Origin of the sequence: Lentzea sp. NPDC020367 (assembly GCF_044387305.1) — a bacterium.
In the GTDB taxonomy this organism is placed as follows: domain Bacteria; phylum Actinomycetota; class Actinomycetes; order Mycobacteriales; family Pseudonocardiaceae; genus Lentzea.
Genome location: NZ_JBIRVV010000003.1, coordinates 726,808 through 749,317, shown reverse-complemented (window position 1 = coordinate 749,317; position 22,510 = coordinate 726,808). Strand labels below are relative to the sequence as shown.

At 68.2% G+C, this 22,510-nt stretch carries 25 protein-coding genes and 1 pseudogene; 13 read left to right on the top strand and 13 right to left on the bottom strand.

Annotation, left to right across the window (positions count from 1 at the left end; translation table 11 throughout):
- Positions 1-56: 56 nt before the first annotated feature.
- The 3 genes from ACH413_RS16000 to ACH413_RS15990 all read left to right on the top strand — a co-directional run bounded on the left by ACH413_RS16000 (position 57) and on the right by ACH413_RS15990 (position 3,365).
- On the top strand, positions 57-2,111 hold the full coding sequence (locus tag ACH413_RS16000; RefSeq protein ID WP_360041061.1) for a PhoX family phosphatase: 2,055 nt from the start codon (positions 57-59) through the stop codon (positions 2,109-2,111).
- 125 nt (positions 2,112-2,236) lie between these two features.
- Positions 2,237-2,776: a DUF3455 domain-containing protein gene (locus ACH413_RS15995; RefSeq protein WP_360040390.1), complete on the top strand. Its 540-nt coding sequence runs from the start codon at positions 2,237-2,239 to the stop codon at positions 2,774-2,776.
- Between the two features lie 139 nt (positions 2,777-2,915).
- Positions 2,916-3,365, top strand: a complete 450-nt coding sequence (locus ACH413_RS15990) for a DUF3455 domain-containing protein (RefSeq protein ID WP_360040393.1) — start codon at positions 2,916-2,918, stop codon at positions 3,363-3,365.
- Here the strand turns inward: ACH413_RS15990 and ACH413_RS15985 are convergent.
- The gene (locus ACH413_RS15985) at positions 3,338-4,513 is read right to left on the bottom strand and encodes an MFS transporter (RefSeq protein ID WP_360040396.1); all 1,176 of its coding nucleotides are present in this window, start codon (positions 4,511-4,513) and stop codon (positions 3,338-3,340) included. The genes ACH413_RS15990 and ACH413_RS15985 overlap by 28 nt on opposite strands.
- A 12-nt stretch (positions 4,514-4,525) precedes the next feature.
- Here ACH413_RS15985 and ACH413_RS15980 point away from each other — a divergent pair, with 12 nt between their 5' ends.
- The gene (locus ACH413_RS15980) at positions 4,526-5,206 is read left to right on the top strand and encodes an SDR family oxidoreductase (RefSeq protein WP_360040399.1); all 681 of its coding nucleotides are present in this window, start codon (positions 4,526-4,528) and stop codon (positions 5,204-5,206) included.
- 557 nt (positions 5,207-5,763) lie between these two features.
- Here the strand turns inward: ACH413_RS15980 and ACH413_RS15975 are convergent.
- A complete protein-coding gene (locus ACH413_RS15975) occupies positions 5,764-7,071 on the bottom strand; it encodes an amidohydrolase (RefSeq protein ID WP_360040402.1) in 1,308 nt (435 codons plus the stop codon).
- A gap of 221 nt (positions 7,072-7,292) precedes the next feature.
- Here ACH413_RS15975 and ACH413_RS15970 point away from each other — a divergent pair, with 221 nt between their 5' ends.
- The gene (locus ACH413_RS15970; protein WP_360040405.1) at positions 7,293-7,499 is read left to right on the top strand and encodes a hypothetical protein; all 207 of its coding nucleotides are present in this window, start codon (positions 7,293-7,295) and stop codon (positions 7,497-7,499) included.
- Between the two features lies 1 nt (position 7,500).
- Here the strand turns inward: ACH413_RS15970 and ACH413_RS15965 are convergent, their stop codons facing one another.
- From ACH413_RS15965 to ACH413_RS15950, 4 genes are all read right to left on the bottom strand, one after another.
- Positions 7,501-8,664: a histidine kinase gene (locus tag ACH413_RS15965; RefSeq protein ID WP_360040408.1), complete on the bottom strand. Its 1,164-nt coding sequence runs from the start codon at positions 8,662-8,664 to the stop codon at positions 7,501-7,503.
- Between the two features lie 300 nt (positions 8,665-8,964).
- Entirely contained in the window at positions 8,965-10,071 is a 1,107-nt protein-coding gene (locus ACH413_RS15960) for a nitric oxide synthase oxygenase (protein WP_360040411.1), read from the bottom strand.
- A gap of 132 nt (positions 10,072-10,203) precedes the next feature.
- On the bottom strand, positions 10,204-10,848 hold the full coding sequence (gene trmB / locus ACH413_RS15955; protein WP_360041064.1) for a tRNA (guanosine(46)-N7)-methyltransferase TrmB: 645 nt from the start codon (positions 10,846-10,848) through the stop codon (positions 10,204-10,206).
- A 68-nt stretch (positions 10,849-10,916) separates the two neighbouring features.
- Positions 10,917-11,429, bottom strand: coding sequence for a hypothetical protein (locus ACH413_RS15950; protein ID WP_360040414.1), 513 nt, complete (start codon positions 11,427-11,429; stop codon positions 10,917-10,919).
- Positions 11,430-11,557: 128 nt separating this feature from the next.
- Between ACH413_RS15950 and mycP the strand changes: the two genes are divergently transcribed.
- Positions 11,558-12,736: a type VII secretion-associated serine protease mycosin gene (gene mycP, locus ACH413_RS15945; RefSeq protein ID WP_360040417.1), complete on the top strand. Its 1,179-nt coding sequence runs from the start codon at positions 11,558-11,560 to the stop codon at positions 12,734-12,736.
- On the opposite strand, the gene ACH413_RS15940 is transcribed toward mycP, so the two are convergent.
- From ACH413_RS15940 to ACH413_RS15930, 3 genes are all read right to left on the bottom strand, one after another.
- A complete protein-coding gene (locus ACH413_RS15940; protein ID WP_360040419.1) occupies positions 12,702-13,604 on the bottom strand; it encodes an ATP-binding cassette domain-containing protein in 903 nt (300 codons plus the stop codon). The two genes, mycP and ACH413_RS15940, sit on opposite strands and share 35 nt — an antisense overlap.
- A gap of 93 nt (positions 13,605-13,697) precedes the next feature.
- Positions 13,698-14,453 (bottom strand): hypothetical protein, encoded by a 756-nt coding sequence (locus tag ACH413_RS15935; RefSeq protein WP_360040422.1) that lies wholly within the window; start codon positions 14,451-14,453, stop codon positions 13,698-13,700.
- A gap of 5 nt (positions 14,454-14,458) precedes the next feature.
- Entirely contained in the window at positions 14,459-15,370 is a 912-nt protein-coding gene (locus ACH413_RS15930) for an ATP-binding cassette domain-containing protein (protein WP_360040425.1), read from the bottom strand.
- A 131-nt stretch (positions 15,371-15,501) separates the two neighbouring features.
- Between ACH413_RS15930 and ACH413_RS15925 the strand changes: the two genes are divergently transcribed.
- Positions 15,502-15,936, top strand: a complete 435-nt coding sequence (locus ACH413_RS15925; RefSeq protein ID WP_360040428.1) for a PPOX class F420-dependent oxidoreductase — start codon at positions 15,502-15,504, stop codon at positions 15,934-15,936.
- A gap of 19 nt (positions 15,937-15,955) precedes the next feature.
- Positions 15,956-16,303 (top strand): annotated as a pseudogene (locus tag ACH413_RS15920) (LysR substrate-binding domain-containing protein); the annotation flags it as partial.
- Here ACH413_RS15920 and ACH413_RS15915 read toward each other — a convergent pair.
- The gene (locus tag ACH413_RS15915; RefSeq protein WP_360040431.1) at positions 16,300-17,085 is read right to left on the bottom strand and encodes an HAD family hydrolase; all 786 of its coding nucleotides are present in this window, start codon (positions 17,083-17,085) and stop codon (positions 16,300-16,302) included. The pseudogene ACH413_RS15920 and the gene ACH413_RS15915 overlap by 4 nt on opposite strands.
- A gap of 48 nt (positions 17,086-17,133) precedes the next feature.
- Here ACH413_RS15915 and ACH413_RS15910 point away from each other — a divergent pair, with 48 nt between their 5' ends.
- From ACH413_RS15910 to ACH413_RS15900, 3 genes are read left to right on the top strand one after another with little or no spacing between them, the layout of a single operon-like run.
- On the top strand, positions 17,134-17,661 hold the full coding sequence (locus ACH413_RS15910) for a TetR/AcrR family transcriptional regulator (protein ID WP_360040434.1): 528 nt from the start codon (positions 17,134-17,136) through the stop codon (positions 17,659-17,661).
- Complete coding sequence (locus ACH413_RS15905; protein ID WP_360040437.1) at positions 17,661-18,140, top strand: pyridoxamine 5'-phosphate oxidase family protein; 480 nt, start codon at positions 17,661-17,663, stop codon at positions 18,138-18,140. Before ACH413_RS15910 ends, ACH413_RS15905 begins: the two co-directional genes overlap by 1 nt.
- Positions 18,124-19,044 carry an SDR family oxidoreductase gene (locus tag ACH413_RS15900; protein WP_360040440.1) on the top strand — a complete coding sequence of 307 codons (921 nt, stop codon included), beginning with the start codon at positions 18,124-18,126 and terminating at the stop codon, positions 19,042-19,044. The genes ACH413_RS15905 and ACH413_RS15900 overlap by 17 nt, the downstream gene beginning before the upstream one ends.
- Here ACH413_RS15900 and ACH413_RS15895 read toward each other — a convergent pair.
- Positions 19,041-19,697, bottom strand: coding sequence for a response regulator transcription factor (locus ACH413_RS15895; RefSeq protein ID WP_319976447.1), 657 nt, complete (start codon positions 19,695-19,697; stop codon positions 19,041-19,043). The two genes, ACH413_RS15900 and ACH413_RS15895, sit on opposite strands and share 4 nt — an antisense overlap.
- A 9-nt stretch (positions 19,698-19,706) precedes the next feature.
- Positions 19,707-20,882, bottom strand: a complete 1,176-nt coding sequence (locus ACH413_RS15890; RefSeq protein ID WP_360040443.1) for a sensor histidine kinase — start codon at positions 20,880-20,882, stop codon at positions 19,707-19,709.
- 109 nt (positions 20,883-20,991) lie between these two features.
- On the opposite strand from ACH413_RS15890, the gene ACH413_RS15885 reads away from it, so the two are divergent.
- On the top strand, positions 20,992-21,681 hold the full coding sequence (locus ACH413_RS15885; protein WP_360040445.1) for a hypothetical protein: 690 nt from the start codon (positions 20,992-20,994) through the stop codon (positions 21,679-21,681).
- On the top strand, positions 21,678-22,046 hold the full coding sequence (locus ACH413_RS15880) for a GntR family transcriptional regulator (RefSeq protein WP_360040447.1): 369 nt from the start codon (positions 21,678-21,680) through the stop codon (positions 22,044-22,046). The genes ACH413_RS15885 and ACH413_RS15880 overlap by 4 nt, the downstream gene beginning before the upstream one ends.
- Here ACH413_RS15880 and ACH413_RS15875 read toward each other — a convergent pair.
- Complete coding sequence (locus ACH413_RS15875) at positions 22,031-22,480, bottom strand: hypothetical protein (RefSeq protein WP_360040449.1); 450 nt, start codon at positions 22,478-22,480, stop codon at positions 22,031-22,033. The genes ACH413_RS15880 and ACH413_RS15875 overlap by 16 nt on opposite strands.
- Positions 22,481-22,510: the final 30 nt, after the last annotated feature.

The following is a 22,510-nucleotide window of genomic DNA, read 5'->3' as shown; positions in this document are numbered from 1 at the left end:
CACACTGACCGATCTCGGAGGCCTGCGTGTCCTCACCCACCGATCGGGGCCGCCGCATGCTGCCCCTGCTCCCGACGAACCACCCGCTCGGACGTCAGGCCGTCACCTGCGAGTTCCGCTGCGGCAACGCTTGCGCGCACGAGGCGCCCAACTCGTCCGCCAACGCGTACTTCGGCGACGTCGTCAAGGAGGTCGTGAGCCGGCGCGGCATGCTGAAGGCCGGTGCGGTCGTCGCGGCCGCCGGTGCCGGCGCGCTCGCGTTCTCCGGTTCGGCCGCGGCAGCCCCGGTGAACGTCGACCTCGACCTCGGTCGCGGAGGCAACGACGGTCTGAACTTCGAGCCGGTGGCGCCCAACACCCTCGACCAGATCACCATCCCCCAGGGGTTCCAGCAGGACGTCGTCATCCGCTGGGGTGACGGGGTGCTGGACGACGCGCCGAAGTTCGACTTCGACAACCAGACGCCTGAGGCGCAGGCCAAGCAGTTCGGCTTCAACAACGACTTCTGCGGTCTCGTCCCGGTGCCGGGCTACCACGACAGCTGGCTCATGGTGAGCAACCACGAGTACACGACCGAGTCGTTCATGTTCAAGGACTGGTCGCCGACCACCATCACCGAGAAGCACGCCAAGATCGCGTGGGCCGCGCACGGCCTGTCGGTCGTGATGGTCGACCGCGACCCCCGCACGGGCAAGCTCTTCGTCTGCCCGGACGACAAGAAGAAGTACAACCGCCGGATCACGCTGACCACGCCGTTCGAGGTGAAGGGCCCGGCCGCCGGTTCGAAGTTCCTCAAGACCTCGGCCGACCCGACGGGCAAGAAGGTTCTGGGCACGCAGAACAACTGCTCCGGCGGCGTGACGCCATGGGGCACGATCCTGTCCGGCGAGGAGAACTTCAACCAGTACTTCGCCAACGCGAGCCTGGTTACCGACCCGGACACGAAGGCCAAGTTCGCCCGCTACGGCATCAGCGGCGGCGCGTCGCTGCGCCAGTGGGAGAAGTTCGACAAGCGCTTCGACCTGGCCCAGGAACCCAACGAGGCCAACCGCTTCGGCTGGATCGTCGAGATCGACCCGCTCGACAAGACGTCGACGCCGGTCAAGCACACCGCGCTCGGCCGCTTCAAGCACGAGGGCGCGAACGTCATCGTCGCCAAGGACGGCCGTGTGGTCGCGTACATGGGCGACGACGAGCGCTTCGACTACATGTACAAGTTCGTAACGGACGAGAAGATGCAGAAGGGCGACTCGAAGCGCGCCCGCGAGCACAACAAGCAGTTGCTGGACAAGGGAACGCTGTACGTCGCGCGCTTCACCGGCGACAGCCCGGCCGCTGAGATCGACGGCCTCGGCACGCTGCCCGAGGACGGCGAGTTCGACGGCTCCGGCGAGTGGATCGCGTTGGCGCACAACGACAAGTCGTTCGTGCCCGGCTTCACGGCAGAAGAGGTCTACGTCTTCACGCGCCTGGCCGCGGACAAGATGGGCGCCACGAAGATGGACCGCCCGGAGGACGTCGAACCCTCGACCCACAACCGCCGGATCTACGCCGCGCTGACCAACAACACCGACCGCGGCAAGGCGGGCAAGGAAGGCCCGACCGAGATCAACCCGCGCAACGGCAACAAGCACGGCCACGTCCTGGAGATCGAGGAGCGCCGCAGCGACAACACCGCGCTGGCGTTCTCGTGGAAGCTGCTGCTGCTCTGCGGCGACCCGAAGGACCCCGGCACGTACTTCGGCGGCTTCGACAAGTCGCAGGTCAGCCCGATCTCGTGCCCGGACAACGTCGCGTTCGACACGCACGGCAACCTGTGGATCTCCACGGACGGCAACGCCCTGGGCTCCAACGACGGCCTGTTCGCGCTGCCCGTCGCCGGCAAGCGCCGCGGCTTCGTGAAGCAGTTCCTCACGGTGCCCAAGGGCGCGGAGACCTGCGGTCCCGTCGTCACCGAGGACTTCGTGCTGGTGTCCGTGCAGCACCCCGGCGAGATCGACGGCGCCTCGGCGAACAACCCGCTCTCGCACTGGCCAGACGGTGGCACCTCGCAGCCGCGTCCGTCCGTCGCGGTGGTGTGGCGCAAGGACCGCAGGAAGATCTGCGACTGATCGTGTGGTCCGGCTCACTCTGATCTTGTGAACCGGTGCGGCCGCCCGTCCGTGTGATGGGTGGCTGCACCGCGGACAGCCGGGATCGGGAAAGTCCACTTTGGCTGTCCACTTTGGAGTGAGTCGTGAATGTTCGTCTTCTCGTTGGTGCTGCTGCTCTTCTGGGTCTTGCTGCGTGTGGCACCCCCACCGCCGGCACCGCTACCCCCACTCCCGTCGCTCAGGCGAAGGACACGCCCGTCGCCGCGGCCGTCCAGGTACCGGCAGGCCAGAGGCTGGTCGGCGAATACCAGGCCACAGGCGTCCAGACGTACTCCTGCACGGGCAACGCGTGGAAGGGTCTAGAGCCCGCCGCGACGCTCGTCGACAAGAACGGCAAGCCGATCATCATCCACTCCCGCGGCCCCGTCTGGATCTCCGCCGTGGACGGCAGCGCGGTCGAGGCGACCCCCGTCGACGGTGCCAAGAACGACGTCAAGGGCGCCGTGCCCGAGCTCCTGCTCAAGACCAAGACCGCTCGCGGCGACGGCCTGTTCGGCAAGGTCACCTACGTCCAGCGCCTCGCGACCGAGGGCGGCGTCGCTCCGGCCGGTGGTTGCACGGCCGGTGCGCAGACCTCCGTTCCGTACAAGGCGCTCTACACCTTCTACGCGCCCGCCAACTGAGACGGTACTGAACCGGTCCGGTTTTCGGTCCGTACGACGTGGAGTGATGAAACGTGCTGGCTTAGTCCTGGTCTCATCAACTCTTCTGGGCATCCTCGCAGGAGGTGTCGGCTCCACCGCGGCGCCGACCCCGGAATCCATGAGCGGCGGAGCTGAGGCGAGGGTCGCACCCGCCGTTCAGGTCCCGGCCGGGAACAAGATCGTCGAAAAGTTCTACGCCAAGGGCGTGCAGACCTACACCTGCACGGCCGGAGCGTGGAAGGGCCTGGAACCCGCCGCGACGCTGGCGGACCGGCTCGGCAGGGCGGTCGCGCTGCACTCGCGCGGCCCGATCTGGGTCTCCACGGTCGACGGCAGCGCGGTCGAGGCCGCCCCGGTCGACGGAGCCCGCAACGAGGTTCCGGGAGCCGTTCCGGAACTGCTGCTGAAGGCCAAGTCCACCAGGGGCGAAGGAACGTTCGCCGGCGTCAGCTACGTGCAGCGGCTCAACACCAAGGGCGGCGTCGCACCCGCCGGGAGCTGCACCGAAGGCGCCCAGACCTCTGTCCGCTACGAAGCCCTCTACACCTTCTCCGTGCCCGCCCTCTGAACGAGCGCGACCACCGCTGCGGTGATCATCGTGATGCCGACGACCCAGAGGCCCGTCTTCTGGGTCCCGGTGATGTCACGCAGCCAACCGGTCACGTAGGGCGCCACGAAACCGCTCAGGTTGCCCAGTGAGTTGATCAACGCAATGCCACCCGCCGCAGCCGCACCGCCCAGGAAGCTCGTGGGAAGCGCCCAGAACGTGGGCAGTGCGGCGCAGACACCGATCGCGCAGACCGAGACCGCCACCATCGCCGCGATGGGGTTCTCCAGGTAGAGCGCGACAGGGATCGCTGCTCCACCCAGCAACATCGGCGCGGCGACGTGCCACTTCCGTTCTCCGGTGCGGTCGCCGTGCCTGGCCCACAGGACCATGGCGACCGCGCCGAGGACGTACGGAATCGCGTTGATCAGCCCGCGCTCGACCACGCCCGCCCCCGGCGCCAGTCCCTTGATGATCGTCGGCAGGAAGAACCCCAGCGTGTACAGCCCGTACACGATCCCGAAGTACACGAAGCTCAACGCCAGGATCCGGGGATGGGTGAGGGCCTTCTTCAACGGCCAGTGCTCTTCCTCCGGCTGCTCGACGGCCTCCTCCGGCTTGTCCGGCAGCCAGAACCACGTCACGAACGCCAGTGCGATCGCCGGCAGTCCCTCGATGAGGAACATCGTGCGCCAGTCCGTCCACTGGATCAGCAACCCGCTGAACGTGGCCCCGAGCGCCGTCGAGATCGGGATCGCCACCATGAACAACGCGACGATCCGCGCCCGGTCCTTCTGCGGGTACCAGTAGGTCAGGTACAGGATGATCCCAGGGAAGAACCCGGCCTCCGCCACACCCAGCAGGAACCGCAGCACGATCAGCACGGTCCCGTTGGGCACGAACGCCATCGCCGTGGCGACGATCCCCCAGCTGATCATGATCCGGGCGATCCACTTCCGCGCCCCGAACCGGTGCAGCGCCAGGTTGCTCGGCACTTCGAGCAGCAGGTACCCGATGAAGAACACCCCGGACGCGAACCCGAACACGGTGGCCGAGAGCTTGAGCTCCTCCGACATCCCGTTGGGCCCGGCGAACCCGATGTTGACCCGGTCGAGGTAGTTGATGAAGTAGAGCAGGCAGAGGTACGGCAGGATCAACTTCCTGGGCACTATGGTCCCCCCATGACTGATCGTCCGGTCGCCCTCGTCACCGGGGCATCCAGCGGAATCGGCTCGGCCATCGCCAGAAGTCTGGCCCCAACTCACGATCTGCTGCTAGGCGGACGAGACGAAACATCGCTCTCGGTGCTCGCCGCGGAACTCCCCGGAGCGCAGGCCTGGCCCTTCGACCTGACGAACGTGGCCTCGTCGGACCTGGGCAGCGTCTCGCGCCTGGACGTGCTCGTCCACAGCGCGGGCATCGCCCTGCTCGGCCCGTTGGCCGACGCGACCCAGGCCGACTGGCGGAAGACCTTCGACGTCAACGTCTTCGCGGTCGCCGAACTGACCAACCTGCTCCTGCCGCAGCTGCGCACCGCCGGCGGCCACGTCGTCCTGATCAACTCGGGCGCCGGCCTGAACGCCAACCCGGGCTGGGGCGTCTACGCGGCGTCGAAGTTCGCCCTGCGCGCCTACGCCGACGCGCTGCGCGGCGACGAGCCGGCGTTGCGCGTGACCTCGGTGTATCCCGGCCGGACCGCCACGCCGATGCAGGAGGACGTGCGCCGCCAGGAGGGCGGCGACTACGACCCCTCGCAGTACATCGACCCGGCCTCGGTGGGGCGGGCGGTGGCGTCAGCCGTGCTGGCGACGCCCGACGCCCACATCACCGAGATCAACGTGCGGTCCCGGCCCCGCCGCTAGTTGTCCACAGGCTTGTCAACAGCCTGTGGCTAGAGGTTGACGCTCCGTGAGGAGCGTCGCTTTGAATGAATTGTAGAACGAGAGCTGAGCGCATGGGAATTACTGCGAGGAGCAACTCTTCCTCGCAGTAATTCCATCTTTGTTGGCGCGAACTCACGCGCTACACTGTGATCGGTTGTTGGATTGACTGATCCGACTGTTGGCCCAGTTGGATCAGTATTAAAAGATGGAGATGAAGTAGTTCTCCAGCCACTGGTAGATGCGGCGGCCTGCTCCGTGTGCGAAGCCGCCCCCTAGTCCTGCTGCCCACCATCTCCCTAGCGCAGGACTGGGTGTCGAGGGGTGCTGCGGCGGGTTTCGGCGGTATCTTTTCTTCTTGCTCAATAAGTGCTCCTCGGTTTTTTGGGATAGCAAAGAGCGCGGATACGATGTTCGCATCCGCGCTCTTGCAATGGTGAAACCCTAGCATTCCGTGCCCCAGGTGCACAAGCCTTTACTTGTTGCTGGCGCCCGTTCTCCAGCGCATATCCCGGCGAGCTGCGGAAATGCAGCTGGTGTCAGATAGTGCGAAGGCGCCGCGCCACCGCGGCGACTCCGGCCTGAGCCTCGTGCCGATCCACCCGCGTCGACTCGCCACCAGCGACCACGTGGTCACCGGCGACCCACACGTCGGTGACCCGGCGCGACCCGGACCCCCACACCAGGTTCGCCAGCAGCTGCGCGTCCGGCGCGTCCAGCCCGGTCGCGAAGGCGGGGTCGTCGGCGGCGATGTGCACGACGTCGCCCCACCGCCCGGCCTCCAGCGCGCCGATGTCGTCGCGTCCCAGCGCGTCGGCACCGCCCCGAGTGGCCATCAGCAACGCCTGCGCCGCCCCGAGCACGGTCGCGTCCATCTTCGAGACGCGCGCCAGGAGCCCGGCCAGCCGCGCTTCCTCCAGCAGGTCCAGGTCGTCGTTGGACGCGGGCCCGTCCGTTCCCAGCCCGACCGACACGCCCGCGGCCAGCAGTTCCGGCACGCGCGCGATCCCCGAAGCGAGCTTCGTGTTGGAGCCGGGGCAGTGCGCGACGCCGACGCCGTGCGCCGCGTACAGCGCGATGTCCTCGTCGGACAGGTGCACGGAGTGCGCGGACAGCACGCGCCCGCCCAGCACGTCCGAAGCCTTCATCAGGGCCGGCACGGAACCGAACTCGGCGCGGGCGGCCTCGTCCTCGAACGGCGACTCGGCCACGTGGACCATGAACAGCGCGCCACGGGCTCGCGCCTCGACAGCGATCGCCGTCAGCTGCGGGGCCGACAACGTGTAGGCGGAGTGCGGCCCGTAGGCCAGCTCGACCCGCTCACCAGGCCCGAACCGCAGTCCGTCGGAGTCGATCCACGACGAGATCTCGTCGGTCTGCGACTTCCAGTCCATCCCCGGCACGTCGAGGATCGCGCCGCCGAACACCACCCGCGACCCGGCGGCCAGCACCGCAGAAGTCAGCTCCGGCCCGTGGAAGTACATCTCGGCGGAGGTGGTGACGCCGTGCCGCAGCATCTCGACGGCGCCGAGCAGCATGCCCGTGCCGATGTCGGCGGGCGTCATCTGCGCCTCGTTCGGCCACATGGCCTCCTGCAGCCACCGCAGCAGCGGCAGGTCCGAACCCAGGCCGCGGAGCACCGTCATCGGGCTGTGCGCGTGGGTGTTGACCAGGCCGGGCATCAGGATTCCGGAGAGGGAGCGCACCTCGCCGTCGAAGGCGGGGGCATCGGCGATGGCACCCACGTAGGTGATCCGGCCGTCGACGACGTCCACGACGGCGTCGCGCAACACGGCGCAGGACGGGTCGCAGGGCAGGACCACCGGGGCGTGCAGACGCAGTGACATGCGGAGAATCCTGCCATTGTGATGCCGATCACATGCATGCATACATCCGGACGGGATGGGAATCCTCGTTCTGTCGGGCGCGGGCCGACCCCCAGGGTCCGCCCCGGCCTAAAACTTCTCCCCGACCAAGGGGCCCGTTGCGCGTGATGCGACGGGCCCTTTGTGCATCCAGAGCAACCACAGGCAGGACAGGGGCGTCTCAAGATCATGTCGAAGAAGCCGTGCACGACCAGTGGATCGTTTCGCCGCGCGCAGAAGCCCTCGACCCCCAAGCCGCCGACCCGGCGCTGAGTTGGCATGATCACACTCCACGGTACGGGCGTGATCATGCGGAGGCATCAGTGGCCGACATCGACCCTCAGAACGACGACCAGCTCAGCGATGTCGAGATGACTCAGGAGTTCGAAGTCATCCGCGACGACATGTGAGCTAGGAGATCGGCAGCTCGGCGCGGACCGTCCACCCGGTTGGTTCGCGTCGGCCTGCGGAGAACGTGCCACCCAGCAGTTCCGTGCGCTCGCGCATGCCGACGAGCCCGTAGCCTCCCGATCCGCCAACGGGCACGCCGGAGGCGACGCCGTCGTCGAGGACCGCCAAGTGCAGCACACCGTCGCTTGAGGACAGTGCGACGTCCACAGAGGACACCGCGGAAGCGTGTTTCTGGGTGTTCGTCAGCGATTCCTGCACCAGCCGCAGCACCGAGCGGGCCAGTTCCTGCGGCACCGCGTCCTGCAGGTCGAACGAGAGCTGTACCGGCAGCTCGGATTCCGCGGCCAGCGAGCGCACGTCGTCCACCAGTGACGAGGACGCGGCCGGCCCGGACGACTCGCCGTCCCGCAACGTTCCCACCAGCCGCCGCATCGCGGTCAGTGCCTCGTAACCGGACGCCTCGATGGTCGGCAGCACCTGTTCCGCTGCCTCGCGGTTGAGCTGGCCTGCCTGCGCGTGCACGACGATCGCCGTCACGTAGTGCGCCACCACGTCGTGCAGTTCGCGGGCGAGTGCCATCCGTTCGGCGTTCTGGGCCGCCGCAACGGAAGCCGCGAGCTGCGACGCGCGTTCGCTGTCCCTGGCCCGGAAGTACAGCCCCGTCCCCAGCGAGAGGACGAGCAGCACGCCCGCCGCGATCCCGAAGTTCCACGCGTCCGGGCGCCACTCGCCGTATTCGAGCGGCGCCACGATCGGCCATCCCATGACCTCCGCGAACGCCATGGCCGCGAGCACCACCACGGTCCCCAACACGGCTTTCCCGCGAGATGCGTCCCGCACGAGAGTCGCGATCGTGGCCATCGCCGCGCCGGTCATCGAGATGCCCGCGCCGCTCCAGAAGAGGTGCGGCTCGATCGCCACACCGAGCAGCCGCATGTAGACGGCCACGCACGCGATGGCGAACGCCAGAGCGAGGGCGGCGTCGAAAGGTCTGCGCGGCGCGAGCACCGCGATCACGCAGATCACCGCGATCCCCGGTATCTGCCACCAACCGAGATCGGTCGAGATCGCACCCAGTTCGGCGACCGCGATCGCGGCCAGTGAGAGCGCCAGCGGCCACTGACGCTTGGCGAGCAGCCGCCAGTTCAAGTCCGTGCTCTCCACCCGAGCAACAGTAGGGCCGAAAGTGCGACCCCGCGTCCGACCGGGGGCTACCCCGGCATCAGCCAGAAGGCTGAGAGGGCGACCTGCGGAAATACCCTCACGGCGGATGTCAGATTACGCAGCGGTCACGGACTCTGGAGGAGCGAAAGTCGGGGAAACGGAGGACGCCATGTTGTCAGTTGTGTTCACTTGGGCCGCCGCTGTGGTCGGCCTGTTGGTCCTTGCGCTGATGGCTCTCTCAGGCGTGATGATCGACTCGAAGCACTAGGTCTTCCCGGCAGCCAGCGTGTGATGGGGAAGTCAGACGCTGGTCAGGGAGTGTTGCTGGCGGAGCAGTTCCGCCAGCCTGCTCGTCGGCTGAGGCCGGGTCTCGTCCAACGCGGCCGTGAAGCGCGCCGGAGAACCGTTCCGTGCGCGCGCCGCGGCCGCGGTGTCCAACCGGAACGCGGGACGCGCGGCAGACGGGCGTTGGCGGGAGCGCAGCCAAGCGAGACGGTGCAACGCTTCCGCGTGGTGGTCCGTGATGGTGACGGCCGCCTTGTCGAACGAGTGCAGCACTGCCGCGTTCAGGTGAACGGTCGCGAAGTCCCGCCACAGCGTGCGTTCGGACGAGGTGTCCAAACCCAACGCATCGGCAACCTCACGCGCCACACCGTAAGCACCTTCCTCAGCCAGCGACCGCGTGCCGATCTCGGCGCCGACGAACCACGAGTTGAACGGTGCGGCCGGGTAGTGCACGCCACCGATCGACAGCCGCATGTTCGCGATGACCGGAACCGCGTGCCAGCGCAGCCCCATCTCGCCGAACCACGGCAGAGTCGGGTGCTCCAAAGGAACTTCGTGCACGATCTCGGACGGCAGCGTGAACAGCCGCGGTCCCTCGTGCTGCGTCTCCACCACCAACGGCAACAGGTCGAAGCGTGAGCGCCGCACCGGTGGCCGCCAGCCCATGCCCTGCATGGTCTCGGTGAACCCGGCGTACCGGCGGTCCCCCACGCCGTCGGAGTACCCGGCGTAGCGGATCAGCTGCTCGTTCCAGATCACCGGCCCTGGCGAACCGGGCGCGTCCGGCGCGAAAACCGTTACCAGCGGCCGAATTTCACCGCCGTTGGTCGCCAGCCGAAGATGTTCGACGCATTCGCCGGCGACGGCGGCCGCGTTGCGATAGCCGCGCAGATCGCGGACTTTCAGCCGGCGCCACGGCACACCTGAGGTGCACCAGCCGGAATCTCGCAACGCGATCCGCGCGCCGTACGCGAGCTCGTTGGTGGTGTGGCGGTAGGTTCCGGTCTCGGTGATCTCGGCGCGCACCTGGGCGATGCGGGCGGTCAGCGAGCCTGCGTCGGAGTGCGCCGCGTGGTACATGCGGACGAACTCCTCCGCGACGGGGAGGACGTCGGGGGTCACGCAGCGAGACGCTAAGGCCGGAACAGCCTCACGCGTCACTGCCACTCGGGGCATTTCGGGTGATCAACACCCGCCACTCCAACGAGTGAAGGCTAGACCCAGGGTGTTCACTCGATCGGCTTGAGACCTCGATCAGGTGAGGTCGTTCCGCCGGAACATCAGGTCGTGCGAGACCCGATCTTCGTTCACGGCCCGCTGCTCGAACTTCGTGACGGGCCGCCAGTCAGGCCGCGGCGCCCAGCCGTCGTGGACGTTGGTCAGCAGCCGCTCGCCGGAGCAGACCTCCAGCATCTGGTCCGCGTAGTGCTCCCAGTCCGTCGCGAGGTGCAGCACGCCACCCGGCTCCAGCCGCGACGCCAGCAGCGCCACGAACTCCGGCTGCACGAGCCGGCGCTTGTGGTGCTTCTTCTTCGGCCACGGGTCCGGGAAGAAGATCCGCACGCCGTGCAACGACGCGGGTGCGATGTGGTCGGTCAGCAGGTCGACGGCGTCACCGCGCAGCACGCGCAGGTTGTCGAGCCCCCCGAGGTGCTCGCCGCGCAGCAGCAGCTGGGCGAGGCCCGGCTTGTAGACCTCGACGGCGACGTAGTTGAGCTCGGGCGCGGCGGCCACGAGCTGCGAGGTGGTCTCGCCCATGCCGGACCCGATCTCCAGCAGCACGGGCGCGGAGCGGCCGAACCAGGAGTCGAAGTCCAGCGGCCCCTCGGGCAACGACTTCACGTCGTTGCCCATCTTCTCCCAGTACGTGTCCCAGGCACGCTCCTGTCCCACGGTCATGCGCTCGCCGCGCTGGACGAAGCTGACGATGGAACGGGGGAACTCAGGCCTGGTCACGACCGGAGAGTCTAAGCAATCAGTTCGATGTCCTCGATCTGAGCACGCAGGTCATCGATGGTGAAGTCGATCGGCTGGGCGTGACCGGGTCCGTGGTGCGCGGGTACGAGGTGAATCCAGCCGCGGTGAGCGGCGGTGAACTGCACGGTCGTCGGCGTTGCGGGACCGTAGACACCACTTTCGGAGGGAACGAACTCCCAGTAGCCGATCTCGCCGTAGTCGACCCACGGCACGAAGACCCAGCCGGGACGAGCGGACAGCAGTTCGGTCACGGCGTCCTCGACGGCGTGACCCTCGGCACGGGACGACAGCTTCCCGCGGTCCAGCGCACGCAGCCACCACGGCGCGGGCGCGTCACCAACGGCGTTCACGGCACGATAGGTCGCCAGGACCTGCTTCTCGTCCGCCTTGTTCACCCACGACCGGCGAAGTTCCGCCGGTGCGTTGGCCAGATCAGAGGAGTTCGGAACTTCGAGCGCATCAGACCACTCGAGGCTGAGCATTGCTTCGACACGGACCGCCACAGGCCACCTCCGGCACGGGGATAACCCCATTGAACGCGACGTCAAACAACGAAGTTGTCCAAATTGCGGCTTTTCACGGGTTGTTAACAGCGCTCTTACGCACAGTGTGACGCCAGGCACGTTGCGCCGTGACCTGGAAACACGATGTAGCTGACGTGCACCTGCTCTCCGCGCTCGCCGTCGCGCTGCCGTTGCTGCTCGCCGCGCAGTCGATCGAGGAGCAGGAGTGGCACCTCGACGCGCTCGACGTGTACACGGCGCAGGCCCAGGCGCGCGGGGACGGTGTGATCGTCGCGGTCATCGACTCGGGCGTCGACGCCAAGCACCCCGACCTCGCCGGGCAGGTCTTACCCGGAGCGGGCTTCGGCCGTTCCAAGGGCACCGACGGCACGACCGACACCGACGGCCACGGCACCGGGATGGCCGGGATCATCGCCGCGAACGGCAAGGGCGGCGGCGCGCTCGGCATCGCGCCCGGCGCCAAGATCCTGCCGATCGCGAGTGCCGACGAGAAGGAGCAGTTCGGGCTCGACGTCGTCGCCGACAGCATCAGATGGGCCGCCGACCACGGCGCCAAGGTCGTCAACATGTCGCTGGGCTTCTCCAGTTCGATGACGCCGACGCTGGTCAAGGCCGTGAACTACGCGATCGAGAAGGACGTCGTCCTCGTCGCCGCCACCGGCAACGAGGGCAAGGAGGTCTCCGCGCCCGCCAACATCAACGGCGTGATCGCGGTCGCGGGCACGAACAAGGCGGGCAAGCCGTGGGCGTCGTCCAACGTCGGCGCGGACACGGTGCTCGCGGCTCCGGCGGAGGGCATCGTGACGATCGCGCCGGAAGGCGTCTACGCCAGCGGCTATGCCGAGATGGACGGCACGAGCGCGGCGTCGGCGATCGTGACCGGAGTGGTCGCGCTGGTGCGGGCCAAGCACCCGCAGATGCCGGCGAAGGACGTCGTCAACGCGTTGATCAAGACCGCGACCGACCTGGCGGAACCCGGCAGGGACGCGGCGACCGGGTTCGGCATGGTCAACCCGATGGGCGCGCTCACCGCGCAACTCCCGGCGGTGGAACGCAATCCGCTGCTGCCGGCGCCGCCACCCTCGACGACGCAACCGACTCCGACGCTCGCGGCGCAACGCCCCTCGCAGCAGCCGGTCGACGTGAAGGCCAGGCTGCCGTTCGTCGCCGCCGTCGCGGGCGGCACCGCGGTGATGACCGGTCTGCTGATCGCACTACCGGCCATCAGGTCGCGGCGCCCCAAGCCCGTCGTCAGTGTGCGTGATACTCCACCGACTCCTTGGTGAGCTGCATGAAGGCCTCCTCCAGCGAACCGCGCTGAGGGCTGAGTTCGTGCAGCACGATCTGGTTCTCCGCCGCGAGCTCACCGATCTGCTGCGCCGGAATCCCGTGCACCACCAGGCTTCCGCTCACCGAGTCGTCGGTGACCGTCGCGTGCGCCGCGAGGATCTCCCGCAGTTTCGCGGCGTGCGGCGACCGCACCCGGACGGTGTCCTGGGTCGCGTCGGCGATGAACTGCTCGGTGGTGGTCTGCGAGATCAGCTGGCCCCTGCCGATCACGATCAGGTCCTGGGCGGTCTGCGCCATCTCCGACAGCAGGTGGCTCGACACGAAAACCGTGCGGCCCTCGCCCGCGAGCCGGTGCATGAACTGCCGGATCCAGAGGATGCCCTCGGGGTCGAGGCCGTTGACCGGCTCGTCGAACAGCAGCACCTCGGGGTCGCCGAGCAGCGCGCCCGCGATGCCGAGCCGCTGCGCCATGCCGAGCGAGAACCCGCCGGCGTTCTTGTGCGCGACCTCGGTGAGGCCGACGATCTCCAGCACGTCCTTCACCCGGCTGACCGGGATCTTGTTCGAGACCGCGAGCCACTTCAGGTGCGAACGCGCGGAACGGTTGGGGTGCACCCACTTCGCGTCGAGCAGCGCGCCGACCTTGCGCAGCGGCTGCTTGAGCTCGACGTAGTGCTTCCCGTCGATCTTGACGTCGCCGCCGGTGGGGGTGTCGAGGCCGAGGATCATCCGCATGGTCGTGGACTTGCCTGCGCCGTTCGGACCGAGGAACCCGGTCACGCGGCCCGGCCTGACGACGAACGACAGGTCGTCGACGGCCTTGGTCTTGCCGTAGTGCTTGCGAAGACTGACTGCTTCGATCATGACCTCTCCCGGTTCGCTCGAAAGAACTGACAGGGACCTGGGTCACCCCCCGACGGATGGCCCAGGTCCCTCTCCCCCTTTATTCGGAACAGGTCACGCGTCCCGCCGCTTCGCGACGATCAGTGCGACCACCAGCATCGCGATCGCGATGGCGGCGAAGTAGGCCAGCGATCCCCACTGGCTGAACTTGAAGTCGACGCCCGCCCCCGCCTGTTCGGCCGGGTTCTCGCCGCCGAGCTGCAGGAAGTGGTTGGCGTTCATGAAGGGCAGCCACGCCTGGATCTTGACGCCGGCCTTGGGGATGATCCCGATCAGGCCTTCGAGCAGCATGTTCCAGACGAGCAGGATCGCCACGGCGCCGGCGGTCTGGCGGACCAGGATGCCGACCGCGATCGCGATGATCGCGCCGATTCCGTACAGCAGGCCGACACCCGCGACGTGCCGCCACTCGGCGCCGGAGTTGATCGCGAGGTCGGAGGCGGGCGACAGCAGCTTCGCCATGCCGACCGAGCCGAACGCGATGATCTCGCCGAGGACACCGGCGATGAACGCCACCACGACGGTCTTGGCGACCAGTGCGGACGTGCGGTTCGGCACCGCGAGGAACGTGGCGCGGATCGTGCTGAAGCGGTACTCGGTGGTGACCGCGAGGGCCGCCATCACCAGCACGACGGACAACGCGAGCTGGCTGCTGCCGAACTGCGTGGCGCCGAGGGACAGCTGGCCGTTGTCGGTCGAGGCCGCGATGATCGCGGTGAGGCCGACACCGAGGATCAGGGCGAGCGCGCTGCACCAGTACGGCGAGCGGGTCGAGAAGAGCTTGATTCTCTCAACAGCCAACAGGGTCATCAGACTCACTTCCCGATCTCTGCGTGGTACTCGACAGCATCGCCGGTCAGCTGCATGAACGCCTCTTCGAGCGAACCGCGCTGGGGGCTGAGCTCGTGCAGAACAACACCGTTAGCAGCGGCGATGTCCCCGATCTGGTCACTCGTTGCACCCGATACGGACAACGCGCCGTCCGCACCGTCACGAACGGTGAAGCCCTTGTCGACGAGCAGCGGGCCGAGCTTGAAGAGCTGAGGACTGCGCACGACGACGGAGTTACCCGTCGCGCCGTCGATGAACTCCTGCGTGCTGCTCTGGGTGATCAGCTTCCCCCGGCCGATCACGATGAGCTCGCTGGCCGTCAGCGCCATCTCCGACAGCAGGTGGCTCGACACCAGGACCGTGCGGCCCTCGGCGGCGAGGTTCTGCATGAACGTGCGGATCCAGAGGATGCCCTCCGGGTCGAGGCCGTTGACCGGCTCGTCGAACAGCAGCACCTTCGGGTCGCCGAGCAGTGCCGCGGCGATCCCCAGCCGCTGCGACATGCCGAGCGAGAACCCGCCGGCGTTCTTGCCGGCGACCTGGGTGAGACCGACGGCCTCCAGGACCGCGTCCACCCGCTTGTTCGGCAGCCCGTTGGACTTCGCGAGCCAGCGCAGGTGGGCACGAGCGGACCGGTTGGGGTGCACCCACTTGGCGTCGAGCAGCGCGCCGACCGTCTGCAGTGGACGGTCGAGCTCCACGTAGGGCTTTCCGTCGATCAGCACGCGGCCTGCCGTCGGACGGTCGAGCCCCAGGATCATCCGCATGGTCGTGGACTTGCCCGCGCCGTTGGGACCGAGGAACCCGGTCACTCGTCCAGGTTGGACGGTGAACGACAGGTCGTCGACCGCGACCGTCCTGCCGTATCTCTTGGTGAGGCCGACTGCCTCGATCATTGGCTTTCCCCTCTCGATGATGGGATCACTCTGTCCCTCCGAGGGGTCCTGGCACATCGGCCTGCGGTCTGCGGTGTGCGTCAACTTCCGTCGCCCGGTGCCGCTACCTCCGTCGTAGTTGAATGAGCCACATGGGATACACGGAAGCCCCGGACGGCTGGTGGCGCGAGTTCGTCCTGGCCAAACCAGCCCGCACCGGCAAGCTCGCGGTCACCCGCAAGGACGGATCACCGCACGTCGCACCGGTCTGGGTGGATCTCGACGGCCCCGACGTCGTCTTCCTGACCGCCCGCGACACCATCAAGGGCAAGTCGATCCTGCGCGACGGCCGCGTCGCCCTGTGCTTCGACGACGAGACGCCGCCGTTCAACTTCGTGACGATCACCGGCCAGGCCGTGATCGACGAGGACCCCGAACAGCTCAAGTACTGGGCGGGCCGCACCGCCGCGCGCTACATGGGCGACGACCGCGCCGACGAGTACGCCGAGCGCAACGGCGTGCCGGGCGAGATGGTCGTGCGGATCAAGGTCGACAAGGTCGTCGCCGTGCAGAATGTCTCGGACTAGTTGTTGACGGTGGTGAGCGGGGCGACGCCGTAGTTGCGCGCGTATCCAGCTCTGCCGCCACCCGCACGTCTCGGTGTCCCGCCGCGGCCGGGTGCGCGGCCCGCTGGATGATGCCCTGCACGCCGTCCGCCTGCGCCGGCACGTCGCCGCGGTGGTGCCGTTCTTCTCGGCCGCCGCCCAGTTGGTGGCGTCGAGCGACTACCTCGGCCTGGTCCCGCAGCGCCTCGCCGCGCAGTACTCGGACCTGCGGTGGTTCCCGATCGGCCTGCCGCTGCCGGAGGTGGAGGCGCGGATGCTCTGGTACGCCCGCCTCGACGCCGACCCGGCGCAGCGCTGGCTGCGCGAGACCGTCCTGTCCTCCGTCTAACCGGGGAAGTAGCGGTTCAGCACCTGCGCCGCGCCGTCCTCCAGCACGGTCGGCCCCACCTCGTCCGCCGCCGCGTGCACGTTCGTCGGCGCCTGTCCCATCGCGACGCCCACCCCCGCCCACCGCAGCATCTCGACGTCGTTGGTCCCGTCGCCCATCGCGAGCGCGTCCTCGGCACCGACACCCAGCGTCGCGCTGATCTCTTCCAGCGCCGAGCCCTTGGTCACGTCGAGCGGCACCGCGGTCAGCCACGCCTCGGTGTGGTCGACGGACCACTCGACGCCCGGCAGTTCCAGCTCGCGGACGGCGAACGACAGCTCGGCCGGCGTGTGGTCCAGCCAACGCATGACCAGGCGTGAGGTCGGCTCCGTCATCTCGTCGAACGTCGCCTGCCTCGTCACGCCCCACAGGTCGCCCGGCAGGAACTCGCCCATCGACAGGCTGCCGACGCCGGTCAGTTCCACCGCGAACACCGATCCCGGCAGCAACGTCTGGAGGGCCTTGATCGTCGGGCCGGGGTCGAAGGTCACGCGCCTGGTGACCTCGCGGCGAGCCGGGTCCCACCACACGGCGCCGTTGGAGCACACGCAGAACGTCACGGGCAGTTGTGCGGCGACCTCGGCGATGCCGATGAGGCTGCGGCCGGTGCAGAGCACGACGAGAGCGCCGTGTTCCGTCGCGCGCACCACAGCCGCTTTCACGGCGGGCGAGATGTCGTTCGAGCCGACAGGGGTCAGGGTTCCGTCGATGTCCAGCGCCACCAGACGCGGTCTCCAGCTCACGTGGCACCACCCTATGCGAAGGTTAGTGAACTGTGGTTCACTAACGTCGTGGCACGACCTCGCACGATCACCGACGAACGGATCCTGAACGCCGTCGCGGCCGTCATCGACCGGCGCGGACCGGAGTTCACCGTCGCGGACGTCGCGGCGGAGGCCGGGGTGTCGGTCGGGGCGGTGGCCAAGCGGTTCGGGTCCAAGAGCGGGCTCCTCCAGGCGCTCACGAAGGCGGGCACCGAGGAGGTCACGCGACGGATGCGTGAGGCCGGCACCGTCCGCGAGGCGCTGCTGACCTGGTTCGACCGCCTCAACGATCCACAAGTGGCGACGAACAACCTGGCGCAGCTCGGGGTCGACCTCATCGACCCGGAACTGCGCGCGCTGCTGGCCCAGCACTACGCGGTGCTGGAACGGGAACTGGAGATCCTGTGCGCGGCCGAGGAACTGCCGCCGAACGCGGCCCGCGTCCTCGCCGCGCTGGTGTACGGGATCTCGATGGACTGGTCTGTGCGCCCGCGCGGCGACCTGCTGGCGCGCATGGAGGAAGACATCGATCTGGTGCTGAAAGGAATGCGCTGATGGCTACCTGGGCGGAGTTCGCGGCCGAACAGCCCGACATGGCCGCGTTCGTGCAGGGCAGGTTCGCCGCGGACCGGCACGCGTTGATCGCGACGCTGCGCAAGGACGGCGCACCGCGCATCAGCGGCGTGGAACCGGACTTCACGCGCGGCGAGTTGTGGGCGGGCATGATGCCCGGCTCGTTGAAGTCGAAGGACCTGCGGCGTGATCCGAGGTTCGCGCTGCACTGCATGACCACGACCGCGTCGATGACGGAGGCGGGCGACGCGAAGATCAGCGGCACCGCCGAGTTCTGGACGGACAAGGAGACCTACCTGAAGGACCTGTTCGACCGCACGGGCTGGCAGCCGGCACCGGAGGAGATCGACCTCTTCCGGTTCGACGTCACCGAGGTCGTGCAGCTCACCGTCGAGGGCGACGAGATGGTCGTCCTCTCGTGGCACGAGGGAAGGGGAACTCGCCGTGTCAGCAAGAAGTGATCCCGATCTGAGCGGGAAGGTCGCGGTCGTCACCGGCGCCACCCGCGGTGCGGGGCGGGCGATCGCCGTGGAGCTCGGGGCGGCAGGGGCGACCGTGTTCGTCGCCGGCCGGACCACCCGCACGCAGCAGTCCGAGGTCGGCAGGTCGGAGACGATCGAGGACACCGCCGATCTCGTGGACGCCGCCGGCGGCAAGGGGATCGCGGTCCGGTGCGACCTGACGAATCCGTCCGATGTGGACGCTCTCGCGGCACGCATCGACAAGCTCGACATCTTCGTGGACAACGCCTGGGGCGGCGAGAGCCTCGTCGAGTGGGGCAAGTTCTGGGAGCACGACCTCGACCGGCAGCTGCACATGTGGCGCAACGGCATCGAGACGCACCTCGTGGCGCTGCACAAGCTCATGCCGATCCTGATCAGGTCCGACGACGGCCTCGTGGTCGAGGTGACCGACGGCGAGGACGGCGAGGCGTACTTCGTGAACCTCACCTACGACGCGGTGAAGAACTCGGTGCGCCGGTTCGGCGAGGTACTGGCGAAGGACCTCAAGGACGTCCCGAACGTGACCGCGCTGGCGGCCACACCGGGGTTCCTGCGCTCCGAGCAGATGCTGGAGACGTTCGGCGTCACCGAGGAGAACTGGCGCGACGCGATCGAGAGGGTGCCGGACTACGCGTTGTCCGAGACGCCGCACTACCTCGGTCGCGGCATCGCGCACCTCGCGGCGGACAAGGACCGCAAGCGGTTCTCCGGGCAGTGCCTGTCGTCGTGGAAGCTCAAGCGCGAGTACGGGTTCACGGACCTCGACGGCTCGCAGCCCGACTGGGGCCACTGGTGGGACGACGTCGTGAAGCCGCGGATGGCGGGTCAGACGGTGGAAGCCGACCCCGAGAAGTACCGCTAGGCGTCGCCGGGGCGGACGAGACCGGTCTCGTAGGCCAGCACCACGGCCTGCACCCGGTCTCGCAGCTCCAGCTTCGCGAGGATCCGGCCGACGTGCGTCTTCACCGTCGCCTCTGACAGGAAGAGCTTGCGGGCGAGCTCGGTGTTCGACAGGCCCTTCGCGATCAGCACGAGCACCTCGCGCTCGCGTTCGGTCAGCACGTCGAGCACCGAGGCGTCCCGGAGCTCACCGCCGCCGTCGCCGAGGAACCGGCCCAGCAGCCGCTTGGTCACCGACGGCGAGACCACCGCGTCGCCGGAGGCCACCGCACGCAGCGCCGACACCAGGTCGGACGGCGGGGTGTCCTTCAGCAGGAAACCGCTGGCCCCGTTGCGCAACGCCGACAGTGCGTACTCGTCCATGTCGAAGGTGGTCATGACCAGCACCTTCGCCGTCTCGGCCTCGGTGATGCGCTTGGTCGCCTCCACACCGTCCAGTACGGGCATGCGGACGTCCATCAGGACGACGTCGGGCCGGAGCTTGTCGGCCATCTGCACGGCGTCGAGGCCGTCGGCAGCCTCGCCGATCACGTCGATGTCTTCCTGCGCGCCCAGCACCATGCGAAAGCCCATCCGCATGAGTTCCTGGTCGTCTACGAGCAGCACCCGAATCACTCGATCACCCTATGCGGCTAGCGGGAATGTTGCGCGGACGCGCCAGCCTCCGCCGGGGTTGGGGCCTGCCTCGAACTCGCCGCCGAGCACCGCCGCCCTCTCCCTCATGCCGATCAGGCCGTTGCCGCCGGAGACCTTGACCACGTCGTGGGGGGTGCCGAAGCCGTTGTCGGTCACCTCCAGCCGCAGTTCCTCCGGCAGGCGGCCCAGCCGCACCGTGGCGGTGGTGCCGGCTCCCGCGTGCTTGATGGTGTTCGTCAGAGCTTCCTGCACGATCCGGTAGACGCTCAGTCCCACGCCGACGGGGAGGTCGTCCACGTCGCCGGTGATCTCCAACCGCACGGGGACTCCGGCGGCGCGGGTGTTCTCGGCCAGTTCGACCACACCACGCGCGTCCGGCTGGGGAGCCCACTGCGTCTCGGCGTCGTCGCTGCGCAGAACGCCCAGCAGGCGGCGCATCTCGGTCAACGCCTGGCGGCCGGTGTCGGCGATCGTGCGGACCGCGTTCTCCGCCACCTCCGGCTGGGACCTGATCGTGTAGGCGGCGCCGTCGGCGTGGACGATCATCACGCTCACCGCGTGGGCGACGACGTCGTGCAGTTCGCGGGCGATCCGGGAACGTTCCTCGCCCACCGCGATCTTGGCCTGCTGGTCGCGTTCGGTCTCGAGAAGCACCAGTCGTTGCTCCATCTCACGCTGGTAGGCGCGGCGGGCGCCGATGAACTCGCCCATCGCCCAGCTGAAGCCGAAGATCACGAAGACCAGGAACACGAGGAACACGGCCTGGATCTCGCCGACCTGGAAGATCCCCCAGAGCAGCGTGCCCGCGAGCAGCCAGCCCAGGTAGATCAACGCCGTCTTGCGGTTCGTGCTCGCGACGAGCGTGTACAGCGCGATGGCCAGCGCGAAGTCGGACATCCGCACCGGCAGGCCGTTGATGCCACCGTGCGTGAAGAGCTGCAGGAACCCGCCCGCGAGGATCAGGTAGCTGGTGCCCAGCGGGTGGTAGCGCCGGAACGGCAGCGGCCCGAGCATCAGCAGCGTCACCGCGAGGTAGGCCGAGAACGACACCCCGTTGTCGACCGCTGTGACCGCGAAGCCCATGTCGAAGAGCAGCAGAATTCCGGCGATCAGGGAGTCCCCGAACGCCGGATGAGCCTTCATCCACAGACTGAACCGCCGCACTGGACAAGGTTAGGTGCGGGCCGAACTTCCGCGCGTCGCGCCACGGGTTGACGCTGCGTACGACTTCAGTGTGAGTTATTGTGTCGAGGGGTTGATACAAACTTCGGGGGTGGCCGTGTTCGACAGGGATTTCTGGATCCAGCTCGTGGTGCTGGCCGCGGTCGGCCTCTTCCTGCTGATCATGCTGTGGCCGACGGCGTCGACGGGCAGGCGGCTGCTGCGGAAGTGGCAGGTGCAGGACCCCTCCGACGCGCAGGTCGAGGACGCCATCCGCTACCTCAAGCGGCGCCGGCTGCTCTACCCGTGGCTCTACGTGACGATCGGGTTCGTTCCCATGAACCGTGACGACTCGACGACGCAGTTCCTCGTCGTCGTGCTCGCGGGCACGTTGCTGGCCGAACTGCTGGCCCTGCGGGTGCCGCGGGAGGGGCGCCGGGTGGCGTCGCTCGCCCCGCGCGGGTTGTCCGACATAGCCGCCAAAGGCGTGCTGATCTCCTATCCGGTGGTCATCCTCGTCATGGCGGTCCCGCTCGTCATCTGGGGAGAATGGGCGCGGCTCGGCTGGCTCGCGCTGTCCGTGCTCGTGGTCGTGGTGATCGTCTGGGCCGCCGTGGCACGGCCGGCGGTCGGTGACGAGATCGTCGACCTGGCTCTGCGCACCCGCAGCGTGCACGTCTCTGCCGGGCTGGGTGCCGGCGTGGCGGGTGTGCTGGTTCACGGTGTGGTGGGGTTCGTCGGCATCCTCGCGTGGATCGCGCTCGCCAACACGAAGCCGATGCCGGCGAAGACGGCGCTGTGACTGCTCCCCGGATCGTGGTCGACGTCGAGAACGGCGTCGCGCCCTGGCGTCAGGTGCGCGACCAGTTGGTGAGGTTGATCGGCGGTGGTGTGCTGCCGGTCGGATCTCGGCTGCCGACGATCCGCCAGCTCGCCGCGGACCTCGGACTCGCCGCCGGCACCGTCGCGCGGGCCTACCGGGAGCTGGAGACCGAAGGCGTGCTCACGACAGGACGAAGGCAGGGCACCGTGGTGGCTGCCCTGCCTTCGCATGCACCGGACCCGCTCTCCGCCGCTGCGGCGGAGTTCGTCGCCGTCGCTCGGTCACTCGGCGCCAGCGAGGGGGAGGCGCTGAACGCCGTGCGAGCCCACTACGTGGGTGAGTAAGGCGACTCGATCTTGGGCGCGGGCCGCGGTTCGCCTACGTGTGCCTGTCGCTCTTCTTGCCGCTCTTCGTAGATGCGGTGTTCCTCCGCCATCTGGTCCGCGAGCTGCTGCTGCATCTGGCGATCCCGAATCCTGGCCAGGATCGCCATCGTCGCGCCATGAGCGGCTGCCAGCAGCAACAGCACGATGCCCAGCTTCAAGACCACGTGCTTCACCGCGTTGTCGGTGTCGAAATCGATGATCGACACGATCGCCAACAGGCCGAGCACGACGAGGTGGAACAGCACGGCCGTCAGCTTCATCATGCCGCTGGCCTGCTCGTCGTCGTACGCGGCGCGCCTCAGATATGCCTTGCCGCTGTGGTAGATCAGCTGGCCGTCCACCGCGACCAGGACGATCCCCAGCACTAGGAACGTCACGTAGCTGTCAGCCATGCGCTGTGGCTACCCGCGCACGCACGCGCA